This is a genomic window from Aliidongia sp., assembly GCF_035943795.1.
Taxonomy (GTDB): Bacteria; Pseudomonadota; Alphaproteobacteria; order ATCC43930; family CGMCC-115725; genus Aliidongia.
In genome coordinates this window covers 1-18,540 of sequence record NZ_DASZBY010000101.1, presented here as the reverse complement: position 1 = coordinate 18,540, position 18,540 = coordinate 1, and the positions used below count along the sequence as shown (strand labels likewise).

Here is an 18,540-nt window from a genome sequence, read left to right as displayed (position 1 = left end):
GGGGTCAACGGGCGATTTCATCGACGGCTGCGGCTTCCTGAACGATCCATTCCGAGAAGGCCTCGATGACATGCGCCTTCTGTCGCGACCGGGGATAGGCCAGGTAATAGGCGCTGGAGGTCGCGACCTGCAGGGCGAGCGGCGCCACCAGGCGGCCGGTGCGCAGATCGTCCTCGACGAAGGCACGCTGCGCCATGACGATGCCCAGCTCGTCCACCGCGGCCTGATAGGCGAGCGCCGAGTTTTCGAATTTCAGACCTTCGTTGCCATCGATGTCGTGGATCCCCGCGGCATCGAGCCAGACCGGCCAATCGTCCGGGCGGTGCATGGAGCACAGCAGGACATGGCCGGCCAGATCCGCCGGCCGCTCGATCGGCGGATATTTCCGGAACACGCCGGGACTGCAGACCGGCAACAGCACCTCGCCGAACAGCCGCCGGCACTCCGCACCCGCCGGCGGCGCGGACCCGGCATGGATGCACACGTCGATATCCTCGATATCGAAATCCACCGTCTGGTGCGACGTGGTGATCTGCACGTCGATGTGGCGGTTCAAGGCGTGAAACCGGGCGAGCCGCGGCACGAACCATCGGATGGCGTAGGTCGGCGGCAATTTGATCCGCAATGTGTTGCCCATCGGCTTCTGCCGCATGCGCCGCGCCTGGGCCTCGATCTGGTCGAAGGCGGTGCCGAGGACCGCCGCCAGGGCCGCGCCCTGCTCGGTGGTTTCGATGCCGCGGCGCTGGCGCGAACAGAGCGGAACGCCCAGCCAGGCCTCGAGTTGCAGCACATGCCGGCTGACCGCGCCCTGGGTGACGGACAATTCCAGGGCGGCGCGCGTCAGGCTGCCGTTGCGGGCCGTCGCCTCGAACGCTCGCAAGGCGTTCAGCGGTGGAAGCTTGCGGATCATGGCATGAGTTTTCCTGTGATCACAGCGCGTAAATTGTGCCTATGCGGCGGGGGAGGATCCGACTAGCCTATCGTCAAAATATGATGGTTTCGAGCCTTATCGGCCGAAACGACAGTCGGCGGCCGAGACGCGGAAATGAACCGGCCGATAGGAGGAAACATAATGCCAGGAGACCGACTGTCCGCAGCGGCCGAGCCGACGACGGCATTCGACAAGATCTGGAACGCCCATCTGGTCAAGACGCTCGACGACGGGCGCGACCTGGTGTTCGTCGACCGGCACATCCTGCAGGAAACGACGAGCGCCCCGGCGTTCGACGGGCTCGAACGATCCCGGCGCCGTGTGCGCCACCCGGAACTCACCGTCGCGACCCAGGACCATATCGTGTCGACCGAACCCGGGCGGGACGAGCGCAGCAATCCCGTCGGCCGGGAGTTGCTGGACCTGATGCGGTCCAATTCCGACGCGCATCGCATCAGGATCTTCGGGGTCGACGATCCCCGCCAGGGCATCGTCCACGTGATCGGGCCGGAACTGGGCCTCGCCCTGCCCGGTTGCCTGCTCGCCTGCGGCGACAGCCATACCTCGACCGTCGGCGGCCTGGGCGCGCTCGGCATCGGAGTCGGCACCAGCGAGGTCGAGCACGTGCTGGCGACCCAGACGCTGGCGCTGACGCGGCCACGCAACATGCGGGTGCGCTTCGAGGGCACCGTCGGGCCGGGCGTCACCGCCAAGGACCTGATCCTGCGCGCCATCGGCCAACTCGGCATCGCGGCCGGCCAGGGCTGCGCCGTCGAATATGCCGGGGACGCGATCCGGGCTCTGCCGGTCGAGGCGCGACTGACGCTCTGCAACATGTCGATCGAGCTGGGCGCCCGCCTTGGGCTGGTGGCACCGGACGAGACGACCATCGAGTATGTCCGCGGCCGCGAATTCGCTCCGGCCGGACGGGATTTCGAGCAAGCGGCGGCCGAATGGCGCAGCCTGACCAGCGATGCGGCCGCGCGGTTCGAGCGGGATTTCGTAGTGGATTGCGCCGCGATTTCCCCGCAGGTTACCTGGGGAACATCCCCGCAGGATGTCGCCGGCGTCGATGAGTGCGTACCCGACCCCGCCGGCTTCGGCGACGCCAAGCGCCGCGACCTCGCCGCCGCCGCGATCCGCTACATGGGCCTGGAGCCGGGCATGAAGATCGAGGGCATTCCGATCGATGTCGCCTTCATCGGTTCCTGCACCAATTCCAGGCTCGCCGATCTGGAGGCCGCGGCCACGATCGTCCGGGGGCGCCGCGTCGCCGGCCATGTGCGCGCCCTGGTCGTGCCCGGTTCGACCTCGGTAAGGCATGCGGCCGAAGCCTTGGGGCTCGACCGGATCTTCCGCGACGCGGGCTTCGAATGGCGCGACGCCGGCTGTTCCATGTGCGTCAGCGTCAACGAGGATGTCGTGCCGTCCGGTGCGCGCTGCATCGCCACGACGAACCGGAATTTCGAGAATCGGCAGGGGCCGGGCAGCCGGACCCATCTGGCCAGCCCGGCGATGGTCGCGGCGGCGGCGATCGCCGGGCGCATCACCGACCTGCGGAAGGGGAGCGGGACATGAGGCCCGGTTTTGCCGGCGTGACCGGCGTGATGGCCGTCATGCCGCTCGCCAACGTCAACACCGACGCCATCATCCCTTCCGCGTGGTTGCGGACCGCGAGGGCCGATTTCGGCAAGGGCCTGTTCGGCAGCCAGCGCTACGGCGCAGACGGCCGCGAGCGGCCGGAATTCGTGCTCAATCGCGCGCCGTTCCGCCACGCCAAGATCCTGCTGGCCGACGAGAATTTCGGCTGCGGCAGTTCGCGGGAGGCGGCGGTCTGGGCGCTCGCGCAATTCGGCATCCGCTGCGTGCTGGCGCCCAGCTTTGCCGACATCTTCTACGAGAACGCGTTTCGCAACGGCCTGCTCGTCGCCAAGATCGACGCTGCGAGCTATTTAGCACTCGCGGCAGCGGTCGATCGCCATGGGCAGGATCCGATTTTCATCGTCGACCTGCCGGCCGGCACGGTCACCGGACCGGACGGTGCCCGATTTCCCTTCGCCGTTCCGGCGGCGCGGGCCGCCGCCCTGATCCGTGGCGACGACGAGATCGACATGACGTTGCATCACGCCGGCGACATCGAGGCCTATCATGCGGCTGCTGCGGCGACCCACCCCTGGCTCTATGCCGGAACCGACACGGCGGAGATCGCGCCGTGACCCGCGCGACCATCCGCTCGGCCCTGGCGGCCGAGATGCCGCTCATCTCGCCGCTCGCCCATGATGCGCTCTCGGCCCGCCTGATCGAGGAAGCCGGGTTCAAGTCCTTCTCCATCGGCGGCTCGGCGATGCTCGCGGCCCGGCACGCCTATCCCGACATCGGCCTCATCGGGCTGACCGACATGGTCCAGGGCGTGGGCGACATCGCCGCTGCCTCGACCCTGCCCTTCTTCGCCGACGCGGACGACGGCTATGGCGACGTCAAGAGCGTGGCCCGGACCGTCCTCGCGTACGAGGCGATCGGCGTCGGCGGCCTGCTGATCGAGGACCAGGACCGCGACCGCAAGCAGCAGCGTGCGGAAAAGGCCGCGGCGGTGGCGGACGAGGCGGTGATCGAAGCAAAGCTGACTGCCGCCCTCGCCGCCCGGACCAATCCCGATACCTTCATCGTCGGGCGCACCGACGCCTATGGTCCGCTCGGGCTCGACGCGGCGATGCGGCGGGCCGAACGGTTCCTGGCCCTGGGCGTCGACGGCATCTTCATCGCCGGCCTCAAGACCGAGGATGACTATCGGCGGGTCGGCGCTGCCTTCAAGGGCGCCTTCCTGTCCGCCGCCATGTTCGAAGGCGGCGACACGCCGTGGCTGAGCCCGGTCGATCTGGGCGCCATGGGCTTCCAGCAGGTATCCTTCCCGGCCAGTCTGATCTTCCGCGCGGTCGGTGCCATGCGCGACGGGCTGGCCGCCTTGCGGCGCCATGCCCACGGCATCGAGCCGATGCGGCCGATGGCGGATGCCGCGGCGGTCAAGGCGACACTCGACGGGGCGGTCCGGCTGGCGCATTGGCGCGCCATCGAAAATGCCGCACCGAAGCCGATCCGGCCGGACGCCAAGGTCCGGCCAGGCGAAACAAGAGACGGGAGGACAACATGAAACATCCGGCAGCCTATCTGGCCTCATCCCTGGCGCTCGGCGCCGTCGTCCTGGTCGCGATGCCGGCCCAGGCCGAAGACATCGTGGTCAGCAACTACGGCGTCTCCGCGAACGGCATGCCCTATGCGATCGCCGAGGCGAAAGGCTACTTCAAGGAAGAAGGCGCCAACGTCACCGGCATCCTGTCGTCGGCCGGCGGCGGCACGACCTTGCGCAACATGCTGGCCGGCAGCGCGCCCTATGCCGAGGTCAATCCGAACGCGGTCATCCTGGCGATCCAGCAGGGTGCCGACATCAAGATCGTCAGCGACAACGTCCTGACCGTCGCCGAGTTCGTGTGGGCCGTGAAGCCGGACTCGCCGATCAAGACCATCAAGGACCTGAAGGGCAAGAAGTTCGGCTATACCAACCCGCGCTCGACCAGCCAGGCGCTGGCGACCATGGTGCTGCAGACTGCAGGCATGAAGACCGACGACGTCGAGATGGTGAAGACCGGCGGCTTCGGCGAAGGCGTCGCCGCGCTCGACATCGGCGTCGTCGACATCGCCCCCGTGCCGGAACCGCTGTGGTCGGAGTTCCAGAACAAATACCGCCCGATCGCCAAGGCGACCGACTTGCTGCCGCCGCTGGCCAACGTGGTTGGCGTCTCCGTCGGGTCGCCGGTTCCGGCCAAGGCGGAGTTCATCCGCGCGGTGATCCGGGCCCGCCGGCGCGCAGTGACCTACATGGAACAGCACCCGGACGAATCCGGCGACATCGTCGCCAAGGTCTATAACCTGGAGCCGGCCATCGCGCGCAGCGCCGTCAAGAACCTGATCACCAGCAAGACGGCCGGCATCGAATATTGGGGCACCGGCCAGATCCATCTCGACGGCCTGAAGCGTGCCATCGAGGTCCAGAAGATGGTCGGCGCCATCACCGGCGACGTCGACGCCGAAAAGATGATCGATACGCAGTTCCTGCCCGACGATCTCAAGGCGCTGAAATGACGGACGGCAGCCCCAAGTCCGCCGGCCAGGCCCAGGTATCGCTGCGCGGCGTCGACAGAATCTTCGACGCCGCGCGCAAGGGCGATCCCGGCGTCCATGCGCTGGGCCCGATCGATCTGGAGTTGCGCCAGGGCGAATTCTTCGCGATCGTCGGTCCGTCGGGCTGCGGCAAGTCGACCCTGCTCGAACTGATCGCCGGCCTGTCGGTCGCGACCCGCGGCGAGGTCGCGTTCGAAGGCCGGCCGATCCAGGGCAAGATCCCCGAGGGCGTCGGCGTGGTGTTCCAGGAAGACGCGTCGTTTCCCTGGCTGTCGGTCACCGACAATATCGCGTTCGGCCTGCGCCGGATGAAGCTGGCACCGCAGGAACAGCAGCGGCGGATCGACTGGGCGCTGGAACTGATGGGCCTGACCGCCTTCGCCCAGAGTTTCCCGGCGCAATTGTCCGGCGGCATGCGCCAGCGCGTCTGCATCGCCCGGACACTCGTGACCGAGCCGCGCCTGATCCTGCTCGACGAACCGTTCGGCGCGCTCGACCAGCAGACGCGCTTGCTGATGGGCGACGAAGTGCTGAACCTGTGGCGCAAGACCGGGGCGACCGTGTTCCTGATCACCCATGCGCTCGACGAGGCGGCCATGCTGGCCGACCGGATCGGTGTGATGTCGGCGCGGCCGGGACGGCTGATCGACATCGTCGAGACCGGCTGGTCGAAGGACCGCGACAGCCGGATCGTCCAGGAAGACGCGTTCGGAATCATCACCGCGCGGCTGTGGCGTTCCCTGCGCGAGGAATCGATCAAGTCGCTGGGCAAGCCCGGGAAGGCAGCATGAGGCCAGCGGTCATCTGTCGGATCGCACTGCTGGTCGGGCTGGTCGCGATGATCGAGGTGCTGTGCCTGACCGGCGTGATCGACCATATCACCATGCAGCCACCGCACCGGATCGCGATCGACCTGCTCGCCATCCTCGCGTCCGGCAAGCTCAACGGCGCCATCGCCAAGACCATGGGCAATGCCGCCCTCGCCTTCGGCCTGGCCCTGGTCATCGGCGTGGCCGGCGCCATTCCGCTGCACCGCTTCCGGCCGGTGCGCGAGATGCTGGATCCGTTGTTCGCCACCTACTACGCCATCCCGATCTTCGCGTTCTATCCGCTGCTGATCATCCTGTTCGGGCTGGGCGACGCGCCGCAGATCTTCATCGGCGCCATGCTGGGCATCGTGGCGGTGATCGTGAATACGCTGAATGGGCTGGACCGGGTGCCGGGCGTGCTGCTGAAGACCGCGCGGGTCAACCAGATGGGACCGGTCGAGACCGCCTGGCGGGTCACCCTGCCCTATGCGACCCCCTATATCCTGACCGGCGCAAAGCTGGCGGTCGCCTATTCGTTCATCGGCATCATCGGCGCCGAGTTCATCATGTCGCGCGGTGGCATGGGATACGAGATCAGCTTCGCCTACACGAATTTCGACAATGCGACGATGTACCCGCTGATCGTGCTGATCCTGTTGGTCTCGGTCGCGGTCAATACCCTGCTGGCCCGTTGGGAGAAGCGACTGATGGTGCGGAGGGGCCTGCAATGAGCGCCGCCACCCGCCAGGCGTTGCGCGGTGCCGTTCAACTGATCCTGCTGATGCTCGTCAGCTGGCAGATCCTGTATTGGGGCGTGGGCGACGTGGCGCTGCGCTCGCCGCTGGAAACGATCCAGTTCACCGCGAAGCTGGCCGGGACCAGCGCGTTCTGGGGCCACCTGGCCGAGACGGCCCGGGCCTTCTGCATCGCCTTGCTGATCGCCATTGCCATCGGCCTGTCGACCGGCTTCCTGCTGGGCTTGAACAAGTTCGCGAGCGAGGTGCTGGAGCCGCTGCTGATCGCGGTCTATTCCATCCCCAAGATCACGCTCTATCCGATCCTGCTGCTGATGTTCGGCCTGGGCATCGCTGCCAAGATCGCGTTCGGCGCGATCCACGGCATCATTCCGATCGCGCTATTCACCATCATGGCGGTGCGCAATGTCCGTCCGGTGTTCATCAAGACCGGCCGCGTGATGGGCCTCGGCCCCATCGAGGCGATCGCCAAGATCCTGGTGCCCGCCGCCCTGCCCGAGATCTTCGCCGGCCTGCGCATCGGCTTCTCGCTGACCCTGATCGGCACCCTGCTGGGCGAGATGTTCGCCTCCCAGCGCGGCATCGGCTACTTGCTGATGAACGCGATCGGCCTGCACAACATCGATCTGATCATGGCGCTGACCTTCCTCCTGACCCTGTTCGCCGGTACAGCCAGCGGCATCCTGCTGTTCGTGAACCGGCGCCTGCAGGCCCAGGTCCGGTAGTTTGGCTCCGTGCGGCGCCGGCGCCTCGTCGGCGATCCAGGACCGCAACAGGCAGGTCTGCTTCTGCCGGGTCTTTTCCTTGGGGCAGACGAGGCAATAGCCGAACCCGGTCCGCTGCTGGCGACCTGCCGCGCCCCGATCCGGCAAGACGTCGGTCAGCCGACGATCACCGCCCCCGCCACCAATTCCTCGATCCTGTCCGCATCGTAGCCGGCCGCGGCCAGGATCCGTCGCGTATGTTCGCCATGGAGCGGCGGCGCGGTCCGGACCGATCGCTCCGCGCCGTTGAACACGATCGGATGGGCGATGCTCTTCATCGGCCCCAGCGTCGGGTGGTCGTAGTCGAGCACGATGCCGCGCGCCGCCGTGTGCGGATCGTCGAGCATTTCCTGCAGGCTGTTGATCGGCGCGCAGGGCACGCCCAGGCCGGTCAGCAGCGCCGTCCATTCATCGCGCGGCCGTGTCTGCACGATCGCCTGCACCGTCGCCACCGTCTCGGCGAAATGCGCGACCCGGTCGGGGTTGGTGCGGAACCGGGGATCGTCGATCAGATCCTCGCGCCCGACGGCGCGGCAGAAGCGCTGCCACAGATTGTCGTTGGCGATGCCGATCATCAGCGGCGCGTCGCTCGCCTCGAACGCCTGGTACGGGCACAGCGATTCATGTCCGGAGCCGCATTTCTCGGGCTGTACGCCCTTTTCCCAGAAGCTCTGCAGGTTGTAGCCGAGGAAGCCGACCGCGGTTTCGAATAGCGAGACCTCAAGCTGCGTCCCCTCGCCCGTGCTGCCGCGCTGGAGCAGCGCCGCCAGGATGCCCGAGAAGGCATGAAGCCCCGTCGTCTGGTCGATCGGGGAGATCGGGCTGCGGATCGGTCCGCCGCCCTTCTCGCCGGTCAGGCTCATGACGCCGCTGAATGCCTGCAGGATCACGTCATAGCCGAGGCTGCCGGCGCGCGGCCCGGTCCGGCCGAAGCCAGAGATGCTGCAATAGATCAGGTCGGGCTTGAGCGCCTTCAGCGTCGCATAGTCGATGGCCAGGCGCTCGGTGACGCCGGTCCCGTAGCTTTCGACCACGATGTCGATCGTCGGCATCAGGCGATGGACGATCTCGCGCCCCGCCGCCGTCTTCAGGTCGACCGCCAGGCTCTGCTTGTTGCGGTTGACGCTCAGGAAGACCGCGCCCTGCCCCTCGCGGAACGGCGGCCAGCGCCGGGTCTCGTCGCCGACCTCGGCCGGCTCGACCTTGATGACCTCGGCGCCCATGTCGCTCAGATACTGCGTGCAGAGCGGCCCGGCCAGGACCTTGGTGAAATCGAGCACGCGCAGCCCGGCGAGCGGCTTGAACATGGAACGGGATCCTCCCTCACGACGTCTCGAGCCTGTTTCGATTGATTTGGTCCGACCATTTGACAAACTGATAATAGGGCCATAGCATCGCGACCTGTCAACAAGCGGATGGGGCGGCAATGGCGGGTGAAGTGATCGAGCTGGGGCTGATACGGGTCGAGCGGACCTACGAGGCGCTGGCCAATCACCTGCGCGAACAGATCCTGCAGGGCGAGATCCCCCCGGGGGCCGCCCTGCCGAACGAGCGCGATCTGTGCGAACAGACCGGCCTCAGCCGCGGATCGGTCCGCGAGGCGCTGCGGATCCTGGAAGCCGAGGGGCTGGTCACGACGCGCGGCGGCCGTAGCGGCGGTCGCGTCGCCCGACTGCCCGGCGCGGAGGGGGTCGGCCGTTCGCTCGATTTCTTCATCCGCGGCCAGCAGGTCGAATTCGCCGCCGTCCTGGAAACCATGGAGGCGCTGGAGCCTGCCCTGGCGGCACTGGCTGCCGAACACCGCAGCCCGAAGGATATCGAGGCGCTGGAGGAGATCAGCCGGGAGCTGGCGGATCCGACGATCGATACGGCGCGCTATCTCGAGCTCAACACGACCTGGCATCTGGCAGTGGCGCGCGCCAGCCACAACGCATTGCTGATCGCGGTGATGCAGGCGCTGGGCCCCCGGCTGCACGACCCGCACGTCGAGGATTTCATTTCACCCGAAATGCGCGAAGTCGTGATCGGCGCCCATGCGCGCGTCCAGCGCGCCATCATCGCCGGCGACGTCGAGGCGGCACGGCGACGCATGGCCCGTCATCTGCGCGCTTATCGCACCAAGGTCGAAGCGGTCGGACCGGAGACGGTCGTCTTCACCTGACGCCCGGACCATCGCCCCACGTCGAACGACGGCGGCATCTTCGAGGGAGAGAACGCCACACATGAGCATCGATTTCGATCTGCAGGACGGCGTCGCTCTGGTGACGATCAATCGTTCCGAACGGATGAACGCCATGGACGCGGAGCACTATGGCCTGCTGTCCGACGCCTGGATCCGGGTCCGCGACGACCGGGACGTCCGCGTGGCCGTCGTCACCGGCACAGGCGAGAAATCCTTCACCGTCGGTGCCGACCTCAAGAGCTTCGTCGGCCAAGCCCCTGATCTGGCCGAATTCATGCTGAGCCAGAAGGGCCAATTGCTGAACCGCGGCCTGGAGGTCTGGAAGCCGGTCGTGGCCGCGGTCAACGGCTATTGCCTGGGCGGCGGCATGACCCTGCTGCTGGCGACCGACCTGCGCTTTGCGGCGCCCCATGCCAGCTTCGCCTTGAGCGAGGTGAAGCGCGGCGTGTTCCCGGCCAACGGCGGTACCCAGCGCATTCTGCAGCAGCTGCCCTATCCCGTCGCCATGGAGCTGCTGCTGACCGGCGACCCGATGGACGCAGAGACGGCGGCCCGCTGGGGCCTGATCAACCGGGTCGTACCGGCGGGCGAGTTGCTCGACACCGCGATGGCGGCCGCCCGTCGCATCGCATCGAACGCGCCGCTGGCGGTGCAGAGCGCCAAGGAACTGGCCGTACGCAGCCGCGACATGGATCTGCCGACCGGCCTGCGCATGGAGCAGGCGATGCTGCGCCTGCTCCAAACATCCGAAGACGTTCAGGAAGGCACGCAGGCCTTCGCCGAAAAGCGTGCCCCGGCATTCACAGGGAGATGAGCATGACGTCCAGCAAGCCCGCCGTCCGCAAGGTGGTCATCACCTGCGCCGTCACCGGCTCGATCCATACGCCGTCCATGTCGCCCTATCTGCCGATCACCCCGGCGGAGATCGCGGAGGGTGCCATCGGCGCCGCGGAGGCCGGCGCCTCGATCCTGCACATGCACGCGCGCAAGTCCGACACTGGCCAGCCGACGCCCGATCCGGCCGTGTTCATGGAGTTCCTGCCGCGCATCAAGCAATCGACCGATGCGGTCATCAACATCTCGACCGGCGGCGGCCACGGCATGCCGCTTACCGAGCGGCTGGCGGCAGCGCTCCAGACCAGGCCGGAAATGGCCTCGCTCAATATGGGTTCGATGAATTTCGGCCTGTTCCAGGGCCTGGACAAGCCGCGCGACTGGCAGCACGCCTGGGAGCCGGCCTATCTGGAGATGACCCGCGACTTCATCTTCCGGAACACTTTCAAGGATATAGAATTCGTTCTGCAGGAACTGGGTGAAGGCTGCGGCACGAAGTTCGAGTTCGAGTGCTACGATGTCGGCCATCTCTACAACCTGGCCCATTTCGTCGATCGCGGCCTGGTCAAGCCGCCGTTCTTCATCCAGACCATCTTCGGCATCCTGGGCGGCATCGGTGCCGATCCGGACAACCTGGTCCATATGCGGCACATCGCCGACAAGCTGTTCGGCACCGACTATCAATGGTCGGTGCTCGCCGCCGGCCGCCATCAGATGAGCTTCACCACGCTCGCCGGCATCTACGGCGGCAACGTCCGGGTCGGGCTGGAAGACAGCATCTATCTGGGCAAGGGCGTGCTGGCCAAGACCAATGCCGAGCAGGTCACGAAGATCCGCCGCATCCTGGAAGACCTCAGCCTCGAGATCGCGACGCCGGCCGAGGCTCGGGCGCTGCTCGGCCTGAAGGGCGGCGACCAGGTCAGTTTCTAGCCGACGTCACCCGGCGCCGAACGCCGGCCAAAAAACAATGAATTGGGGAGGAACCGATGCCGTTCGAAAGCATCCGCAGCACTGCCGTCGCCTGTCTCGCCTTGATGCCGCTGCTGGCCGGAGCACCGGCCCGTGCGGAAGCCATCAAGCTGGGTGTCCTCACCGATCTCAGCAGCACCTATTCGGACTCGTCCGGCAAGGGCGCCATCGTCGCCACCCAGATGGCGATCGACGACCTGAAGCCGGAATTGGCCGCCGCCAAGTTCGACGTCTCGGTGCTGAGCGCCGACCATCTGGGCAAGGCCGACGTCGGCTCCTCCATCGTGCGCGGCTGGTTCGACAATGACGGCGTCGACGTCATCGTGAACGTGCCGAACTCGGCCGTGGCGCTGGCGGTGCAGAACCTGACCCGCGAACGCAAGAAGATCTTCCTGATCACCGGCGCCGCAACGGCCGACCTGACCGGCAAGGCCTGCTCGCCCTATTCCGCCCATTGGACGGACGATGCCTATACCCTCGCCTCCTCGACGCCCATCGCCTTGCTGAACAAGGGGCTCGACACCTGGTTCTTCGTCACCGCCGACTATGCGTTCGGCCATAGCGCGGAGACCGAAGCGACGAAAGTCATCCTGGCCCATGGCGGCAAGATCGTCGGCTCCGTCAACCACCCGGTCGCGGTCGCCGACATGTCGTCCTTCCTGCTGCAGGCTCAGGGCTCGCATGCCAAGGTGATCGCACTCGCCAACGGCGGCGGCGACACGATCAACGCCATCAAGGCAGCTCATGATTTCGGCATCATGCAGGGCGGCCAGGCGCTGGTCGGCATGGGGCTGTTCATCACCGACGTCCATACGCTCGGGCTCGAAGCGGCGCAGGGCCTGTACCTGACCACCGGATTCTACTGGGACCGGACCGACGAGACCCGCGCCTGGAGCAAGCGCTATGGCGCGCAGATGAACGGCAGCATGCCGACGCGCGAACATGCCGAGACCTATTCCGCCGTGCGCCATTACCTGCAGGCCGCGATCGCCGAGCACAGCAAGAATTCCGACCAGGTCATGGCCAGGATGAAATCGACGGCGGTCGACGATTTCTATGCGCCGGGCGCCATACTGCGCGAAGACGGGCGCCTGATCCGCCCGGTCTATCTGGCCCAGGTCAAGACCCCGGCGGAGTCCAAGTACCCGTGGGACTTTTACAAGATCATCAGCACCATCAAGCCGGAAGACGCGTTCCGCCCGCTCGCCGCCGGTGGTTGCCCTTTCGTCAAATCCTGATCTGTCGCTGCCCGAGGAAATCACTGATGGAACGGTCCTGGCTGTTTGTTCCGGGCGATTCGGAACGCAAGATGGTGAAAGCGGCAGCGTGCGGCGCCGACGTACTGATCCTCGACCTGGAGGATTCGGTCGCCGCCGAGAACACGGCGACCGCGCGTGGGCTGGTGCGGGAATATCTGAAATCCCGGACCGACCGGACGACGCAGAAGCTTTGGGTCCGCATCAACCCGCTCGCGACGCCAATGGCGCTGGCCGATCTGGCCGGAATCATGCCGGGCGGACCGGACGGCATCCTGCTGCCGAAGCCGGATAGCGCCGATGAGGTAGCAACCCTCGGCCACTACCTCGACGCGTTCGAGGCGGCGTCGGGCCTCGAACGCGGGACGACGCGGATCATGCCGGTCGCGACCGAGACGGCGCTCGGCATGTTCCACCTGGGCGCCTATCGGGGCCTGACCCCCCGCCTCGCCGGCCTGACCTGGGGAGCGGAGGATCTGGCCGCCGCCCTCGGCGCCGGCACCAACCGGCGGGAGGACGGGGCCTATTCCCACACCTACGAGATGGCCCGTTCGCTGTGCCTGCTGGGCGCCGTCGCGGCCGGGGTCCCGGCGTTCGACACGATCACCGGCGATTTCCGGAACAAGGACCTGATCGAGCGCGAAACCCAGGACGGCCGCCGCCTGGGTTTCCGCGGCAAGATCGCGATCCATCCCGACCAGGTCGAGATCATCAACCGCGCCTTCACCCCGACGGAAGCGGAACTGGCGCAGGCGCGCCGGATCGTCGCCGCCTTCGCCACCGCTGGCACGGGCACGGTCGGCCTCGATGGCCAGATGCTGGACATGCCGCACCTGAAGCAGGCCCAGAACCTGCTCGCCCGCGCCGGCCATTAGGAGCGACCGATGGATTTCGGGCTGAGGGCAGACCAGGAAGCGATCCGCGAGGCGATCGGCAGGATCATCGACGGGTTCGACGACCGCTATTGGCTGGAGCGCGAGACGACCTCGACCTTCCCAGACGCGTTCCATGCCGAAATCGCCAAGGGCGGCTGGCTCGGCATCGCCATGCCGGTCGAATATGGCGGCGCCGGGCTGGGCGTGACCGAAGCCGCGATCATGATGCATCGCGTCGCCTGCTCGCCCGGCGCGCAGAGCGCCGCGTCGGCGATCCACATCAACATCTTCGGGCCGCATCCGATCGTGGTGCACGGCACCGACGCCCAGAAGCAGGAATGGCTACCGGCGCTTATAGAGGGGCGGCAGCGCACCTGCTTCGGCGTCACCGAACCCGACGCCGGCCTCGACACCACCCGGATCAAGACCCGGGCCGAGCGGGTCGCCGGCGGCGGCTATGTCGTCCATGGCCAGAAGATCTGGACCTCGACCGCTCAGCGTGCCGACAAGATCATGCTGCTGACCCGGACCACGCCAATTGAGCAGTGCAAGAAACCCCAGGACGGGCTGACCCTGTTCTATACCGACCTGGATCGCCGCCATATCGAGGTGCACCTGATCCATAAGATGGGCCGGCATTCCGTCGATTCGAACCAGATCTTCATCGATGCGCTGCCCATTCCGGCCGAGCACCGAATCGGCGAGGAGGGCAAGGGATTCCGCTACCTGCTGGATGGGCTCAATCCAGAGCGGGTGCTGGTCGGGATCGAGGCGGTCGGCATCGGCCAGCACGCGCTCGACCGGGCGGCGCGCTATGCCCGGGAGCGCCATGTCTTCGGGCGCGCCATCGGCCAGAACCAGTCGATCCAGCACCCGTTGGCCGAAAGCTGGGTCGAGCTCGAGGCCGCCTATTATGCCTGCATGCGCGCTGCCTGGCTCTATGACGGCGGTAAGCCATGCGGGCCGGAAGCCAATGCCGCGAAGCTGCTGGGTGGGAGGGCCGGATACGAGTCCTGCGTTCGCGCGGTGATGACCCACGGTGGCATGGGCTATGCCCAGGAGTTCCACGTCGAGCGGCTGCTGCGAGAGTCCATGATCGCGCGCCTGGCACCGATCAGCGAGCAGTTGATCCTGTGCAACATCGCCGAGCGCGTGCTCGGCCAGCCGAAATCCTATTGAGGACGCAACGATGGCAGGCCTTTTCTACGACCAGTTCGAAGTCGGACAGATCTTCAGGCATCCGATCCGGCGCACCGTGACCGAGGCGGACAATGTCTGGTTCAGCGCCCTCACCCACAATCCGGCGGCCCTGCATCTGGACGAGGAATATTGCCGGGAGCATACAGAGTTCGGCCAGCGCATCGTCAACAGCGCCTTCACGCTGGGTCTGATGGTCGGCATCACGGTCGGCGACACCACGCTCGGCACCACGGTCGCCAACCTGGGCTGGGACGAGGTGCGGTTTCCAGCCCCGCTGTTCCATGGCGATACCGTCCGCGTCGAGACCGAGGTCCTGGAGATGCGGGAAAGCAAGTCGCGCCCAGGCCAGGGCATCGTCGTTTTCCTGCATCGAGCGTTCAATCAGCAGCAGGCGCTGGTCGCTCACTGCAAACGATCTGCGCTCATGTTGAAACAGAAGTCCTGAACGCGGGGGCTCAGGCGGCGAGCCAGCGGGCGACCGTCTCGAGCAGGACATTGCGATCGATCGGCTTCGACACGTAGTCGACCATGCCGGCGGCAAGGCATTTTTCCCGGTCGCCCTCCATGGCATTCGCCGTCATGGCGATGATGGGAGGAACGGGCCGCCCCGCCTGCTGGCGGATGCGCCGAGCGGCCTCATAGCCGTCCAGCACCGGCATCTGGATATCCATCAAGATCAGCCCGTACTGCTTGTCCGCCGCCATGTCGATCGCCTGGAGCCCGTCGCCGGCGACATCGACCGTCACCCCCGTCGCGATCAGGATTTCCTGGGCGACCATCTGATTGATCGCATTATCCTCGACCAGCAGAATCGAACCATGGAGTGCCACGGCCGGGATGACGTTCGCGTCCGGCACCGGCTGGTCGATGACCGGGGCCGATGCCCGCTCGAACGTCGCCGTCAGATATTGGGCCAGCGCCTCGCTTCGGACGGGCTTGGTCAGCACATGGTCGAAACCCGGCGCCGGCGGGGCACCGATCGACGATAGCTGGACCAGCTTCGGCCGGCCGTTCTTCGGCACCACCGCTTCCAGGCCCCGAACGCCCACTGCCCCATGGCCGAGCAGGACGAGATCGAACGGCGTTCCCGCGGCGGCGGCATGACGGATGGCCGCGAGCATCAAGCCCCCGCCATCGGCCTCTTCGACCTGGATACCGAAATCTCGCAGCTGCCGGGCAACCATCGCCCGGCTCACGACGATATCGCCCGCGACCAACGCGCGAAGCCCGTTGAACGTCACGGCCGGATCCGACCGGCGCGCGAGCGCGCTCGTCGCCAGCGGAATCCTGGCGACGAAACGCGATCCGCCATCGTCCCGGTTGGTAGCGGCCACTCCACCGCCCATCAGCTCGGTCAATTGCCGCACGATGCTCAGGCCGAGGCCGGTCCCGCCGAAGCGGCGCGTGATCGATCCGTCGCCCTGTTCGAATTTCCGGAACAGTTTGCCCAGAACGGCATTGGTGAGACCGATCCCGGTGTCCTCGACGATGAATTCGAAAACCGGACCGTCACCTTCCTCATCCGGGATCGTCACCGCGATCGAAACGAAGCCCCGGTCGGTGAACTTGACGGCGTTCGACAGCAGGTTGAGCAGGATCTGGCGCAGTCGGGTCGGATCGCCGGTCACCGATCGGCGGGCGGTCGGATCGATCCAGCAGACCAGCTCCAGCCCCTTCTCGTGGGCCCGCTGCGCCAGCAGTTCGGAGACCTCCTCGACCAGCCGCGGCAATTCGAAATCGATGCGTTCGAGTTCGATCTTGCCCGACTCCAGCTTCGAGATGTCGAGGATGTCGTTGATGATCTGGAGCAGCGCCTGGGCGGAACTCTGCACCGCCTCCGCGTAGCGGGTCTGTACCATGTCGAGGCCGGTGCGCTGCAACAACCCGTTCATGCCCAGGATGCCGTTCATCGGCGTGCGGATTTCGTGACTCATGTTCGCCAGGAATTCCGACTTCGCCGCACTGGCCGACACGGCTTCGGCCCGCGCGCGTTCGAGTTCGGCCGCCTGCACGCCGAGGGCGGCATGCTGTCTTTCCAGCTGCAGTCGCGCCGCCTCGGAGACTTCTTTCTGCTCCACCTCTCGCGTGATGTCCCGAAGCAGGCAGAGATAGCCGCCGTCGGCCGTCCGCTGATTGCGCCGTTCGGTCCAGCGGCCCGACGGCAGCTTCCGGCGCTCTTCCGTCGCGATGGATCCGTCGGCGGCGGTCGGATGTTCGGAGGTATCTGCCATAGCGGCCAGAAGGCGACCCGGCTCTTCCAGGACCCTATCGGAGTCGACTTCGAGAATGCCCAGCGCCTGGCTGTTCCACATCGCGGGACGATCGTGGGGATCAACCAGGCAGACGCCGTCCGGCATATGCGTCAGGATCGCTTCGAGCTGCCCGTTCCGGTGCCGCATCCGTTCCTCGACGTCGAGCAGCTTGGTGAGCTGAATGGAAACGATACCGCCCATCGCGGCGATGATGACGACCACGACGCCGACCCCTGCCGACTGCCAGACCGCATGATCGTGCCAGGGCTTGAGCACTTGCTGCTCGGCCTGACCGGCGATTACCACGATCGGGAAGGCCGACGAGGCGTCGAAGCTGCCCAGGCGTTCGACGCCGTCGACGGGCGATCGATATCGAAAATCACCCTCGGGCGTGGTGGAGGAATAGGTCGCGAACAGCGGCCCCTTCGAAAGGTCCTTGCCGAGATCGGCTTCGGAGAACGGCTCGCGCGCCAGAAGGATACCGGTCCGGCTCAGCAGCGACAGCACCCCGCCCGACCCGACATGCAGGCGCTTATAATATTCGTTGAAATACCGGACGTTCAGCCCGGCGCTCACGACCCCGGCGAAGCTGCCGTCGGGATGCACCAGGCGGCGTGTGACGGGAATGATCCAGGACTGGATGCGCCAGCCGACGATCGGGCTTCCGATGTGAATGCCTGGATCGGCGTGGTCGCGATGAAACTGAAAGAATTCGCGCAACACCGTCTGGTCTTTGCCTTCCGGCGAGAGTGTCGCATGCGAATCGGCGATGCGGTTCCCCGTCTCGTCGAAGATGGCGATCCCTTCGATCGCGGGTGTCTCGGCGACCTGCTCTTCCAGAAAACGGCGGATGCGGGCCACCTGCGATGATTCGGCACCGCCCGCCCCGACCATTTCGCTGGTCGCGAGCAGGATGTTGGTCGTCGCCTGGATCGTGTCGTTCGCGTGCTGCTCGATGGAATGGGCCAGATTGCGCGCCTGACTCATCGCCTCGTCGATCTGCCCGGTTCGATCCCGTTGAATTTCCCACACGTTCGCGAGCACGAGCGCGCCACAGACGAACAGCACCAGGATGCCGACGATCGTGGTCAGCGGCCAGGGCGCCGCTTCGACCACCGTCTGTTTCGGCAGAGACATTTGCAACACCACTCTTCTATCGTCGGCTACCCTAGTCGGCGAAAATTAACGTGGGATTGCATTTGGGCCGGATCGGCGTCGCGCAGCCCCCTGCGGGACCGATCGGCCTTCGGGAATTTCGAACCCCCGGCCGGTGCGCATCCGCACGACATCGGAGCCACCCTCGACCGCCGCCGTCTCCCCTGTCCGAGAAATACCCGACATGCGCGGTCTGCGGCGGGAAATGCGCCGTCGTCGCCCCGCACCCGGCGATGATAGGGATCATGTCCCAGGGCGTGGTGTAGGAGCGCGGGCTCGCTCGTGATCTTCGGCGGGTCTGGCCGGATCGGTCATGCTGGCACTGCGGACAGCAAGACGATGGGATTGTCGCTCACGGTGGCGACGGATTCCAGCGTCATGT

General features: G+C 66.4%; 17 protein-coding genes. 14 read left to right on the top strand and 3 right to left on the bottom strand.

Annotated elements, in window-relative coordinates; genetic code table 11:
- Positions 1–4 precede the first annotated feature (4 nt).
- Positions 5–910, bottom strand: coding sequence for a transcriptional regulator GcvA (gene gcvA / locus VGV37_RS19630; RefSeq protein WP_326881439.1), 906 nt, complete (start codon positions 908–910; stop codon positions 5–7).
- A gap of 162 nt (positions 911–1,072) precedes the next feature.
- Between gcvA and leuC the strand changes: the two genes are divergently transcribed.
- Genes leuC through VGV37_RS19595 form a run of 7 tightly spaced genes read left to right on the top strand, consistent with a single transcriptional unit; the run spans position 1,073 to position 7,396 of the window.
- Positions 1,073–2,509, top strand: coding sequence for a 3-isopropylmalate dehydratase large subunit (leuC, locus tag VGV37_RS19625; protein ID WP_326881438.1), 1,437 nt, complete (start codon positions 1,073–1,075; stop codon positions 2,507–2,509).
- A complete protein-coding gene (gene leuD, locus VGV37_RS19620; RefSeq protein ID WP_326881437.1) occupies positions 2,506–3,147 on the top strand; it encodes a 3-isopropylmalate dehydratase small subunit in 642 nt (213 codons plus the stop codon). The genes leuC and leuD overlap by 4 nt, the downstream gene beginning before the upstream one ends.
- Positions 3,144–4,079, top strand: coding sequence for an isocitrate lyase/PEP mutase family protein (locus VGV37_RS19615; protein ID WP_326881436.1), 936 nt, complete (start codon positions 3,144–3,146; stop codon positions 4,077–4,079). Before leuD ends, VGV37_RS19615 begins: the two co-directional genes overlap by 4 nt.
- Positions 4,076–5,068, top strand: coding sequence for an ABC transporter substrate-binding protein (locus tag VGV37_RS19610; protein ID WP_326881435.1), 993 nt, complete (start codon positions 4,076–4,078; stop codon positions 5,066–5,068). Before VGV37_RS19615 ends, VGV37_RS19610 begins: the two co-directional genes overlap by 4 nt.
- Positions 5,065–5,898 (top strand): ABC transporter ATP-binding protein, encoded by an 834-nt coding sequence (locus VGV37_RS19605; RefSeq protein ID WP_326881434.1) that lies wholly within the window; start codon positions 5,065–5,067, stop codon positions 5,896–5,898. The genes VGV37_RS19610 and VGV37_RS19605 overlap by 4 nt, the downstream gene beginning before the upstream one ends.
- The gene (locus tag VGV37_RS19600; protein WP_326881433.1) at positions 5,895–6,647 is read left to right on the top strand and encodes an ABC transporter permease; all 753 of its coding nucleotides are present in this window, start codon (positions 5,895–5,897) and stop codon (positions 6,645–6,647) included. Before VGV37_RS19605 ends, VGV37_RS19600 begins: the two co-directional genes overlap by 4 nt.
- The gene (locus VGV37_RS19595) at positions 6,644–7,396 is read left to right on the top strand and encodes an ABC transporter permease (protein WP_326881432.1); all 753 of its coding nucleotides are present in this window, start codon (positions 6,644–6,646) and stop codon (positions 7,394–7,396) included. The genes VGV37_RS19600 and VGV37_RS19595 overlap by 4 nt, the downstream gene beginning before the upstream one ends.
- A gap of 155 nt (positions 7,397–7,551) precedes the next feature.
- Here VGV37_RS19595 and VGV37_RS19590 read toward each other — a convergent pair whose 3' ends face one another.
- Positions 7,552–8,742: a CoA transferase gene (locus tag VGV37_RS19590; RefSeq protein WP_326881431.1), complete on the bottom strand. Its 1,191-nt coding sequence runs from the start codon at positions 8,740–8,742 to the stop codon at positions 7,552–7,554.
- Positions 8,743–8,861: 119 nt separating this feature from the next.
- On the opposite strand from VGV37_RS19590, the gene VGV37_RS19585 reads away from it, so the two are divergent.
- From VGV37_RS19585 to VGV37_RS19555, 7 genes are all read left to right on the top strand, one after another.
- Positions 8,862–9,596, top strand: a complete 735-nt coding sequence (locus VGV37_RS19585) for a FadR/GntR family transcriptional regulator (RefSeq protein ID WP_326881430.1) — start codon at positions 8,862–8,864, stop codon at positions 9,594–9,596.
- A gap of 61 nt (positions 9,597–9,657) precedes the next feature.
- The gene (locus VGV37_RS19580; RefSeq protein WP_326881429.1) at positions 9,658–10,431 is read left to right on the top strand and encodes an enoyl-CoA hydratase/isomerase family protein; all 774 of its coding nucleotides are present in this window, start codon (positions 9,658–9,660) and stop codon (positions 10,429–10,431) included.
- Between the two features lie 2 nt (positions 10,432–10,433).
- Positions 10,434–11,381 (top strand): 3-keto-5-aminohexanoate cleavage protein, encoded by a 948-nt coding sequence (locus tag VGV37_RS19575; RefSeq protein ID WP_326881428.1) that lies wholly within the window; start codon positions 10,434–10,436, stop codon positions 11,379–11,381.
- A gap of 56 nt (positions 11,382–11,437) precedes the next feature.
- A complete protein-coding gene (locus VGV37_RS19570) occupies positions 11,438–12,658 on the top strand; it encodes an ABC transporter substrate-binding protein (protein WP_326881427.1) in 1,221 nt (406 codons plus the stop codon).
- Between the two features lie 26 nt (positions 12,659–12,684).
- Positions 12,685–13,551, top strand: a complete 867-nt coding sequence (locus VGV37_RS19565; RefSeq protein ID WP_326881426.1) for a CoA ester lyase — start codon at positions 12,685–12,687, stop codon at positions 13,549–13,551.
- A 9-nt stretch (positions 13,552–13,560) separates the two neighbouring features.
- Entirely contained in the window at positions 13,561–14,730 is a 1,170-nt protein-coding gene (locus tag VGV37_RS19560; protein ID WP_326881425.1) for an acyl-CoA dehydrogenase family protein, read from the top strand.
- 10 nt (positions 14,731–14,740) lie between these two features.
- Positions 14,741–15,196, top strand: coding sequence for a MaoC family dehydratase (locus VGV37_RS19555; protein ID WP_326881424.1), 456 nt, complete (start codon positions 14,741–14,743; stop codon positions 15,194–15,196).
- 10 nt (positions 15,197–15,206) lie between these two features.
- Here the strand turns inward: VGV37_RS19555 and VGV37_RS19550 are convergent, their stop codons facing one another.
- Positions 15,207–18,140, bottom strand: a complete 2,934-nt coding sequence (locus VGV37_RS19550; RefSeq protein ID WP_326881423.1) for a response regulator — start codon at positions 18,138–18,140, stop codon at positions 15,207–15,209.
- Positions 18,141–18,540: the final 400 nt, after the last annotated feature.